This is a genomic window from Marinobacter iranensis (genome assembly GCF_029207565.1).
Taxonomy (GTDB): domain Bacteria; phylum Pseudomonadota; class Gammaproteobacteria; order Pseudomonadales; family Oleiphilaceae; genus Marinobacter; species Marinobacter iranensis.
In genome coordinates this window covers 1-417 of the sequence record NZ_JANCMW010000043.1, presented here as the reverse complement: position 1 = coordinate 417, position 417 = coordinate 1, and the positions used below count along the sequence as shown (strand labels likewise).

Genomic DNA, 417 nt, shown 5'->3' with positions numbered 1-417 from the left:
GCTCAGTTGGTTAGAGCGCACCCCTGATAAGGGTGAGGTCGGTGGTTCAAATCCACCCAGACCCACCAAAATTGCGTTATCCGTCGTTATCGAAAGGCTCACGTGCTAGTCGCACGCTACACCTTCCGATGCCTAGGCTAACCCAATTTTCGGAGCCTGCCTCGCAGTCAAGAGGTGCACCGAGTGGGTAAACCGCAAAGGTGGCGACGAACGCGGAGGCGCCGGACAGATTTCGTTAATCTAGGCGCAGCGTGAGCGAGTGAAGGAGTGACCCTCGATGGGTCATGACTGATGCGCGCGAGGGTTGCAACGACGAGTAACGGAAGCTGGACAAGCATCCGGGGCTGTAGCTCAGTTGGGAGAGCGCCTGCCTTGCACGCAGGAGGTCAGCGGTTCGATCCCGCTCAGCTCCACCAA

The 417-nt window shown here is 58.5% G+C and carries 1 tRNA gene; it reads left to right on the top strand.

What is annotated here, in order from left to right:
* Nucleotides 1-340: 340 nt before the first annotated feature.
* Nucleotides 341-416, top strand: a tRNA-Ala gene (locus tag NLU14_RS21360).
* Nucleotide 417 lies beyond the last annotated feature (1 nt).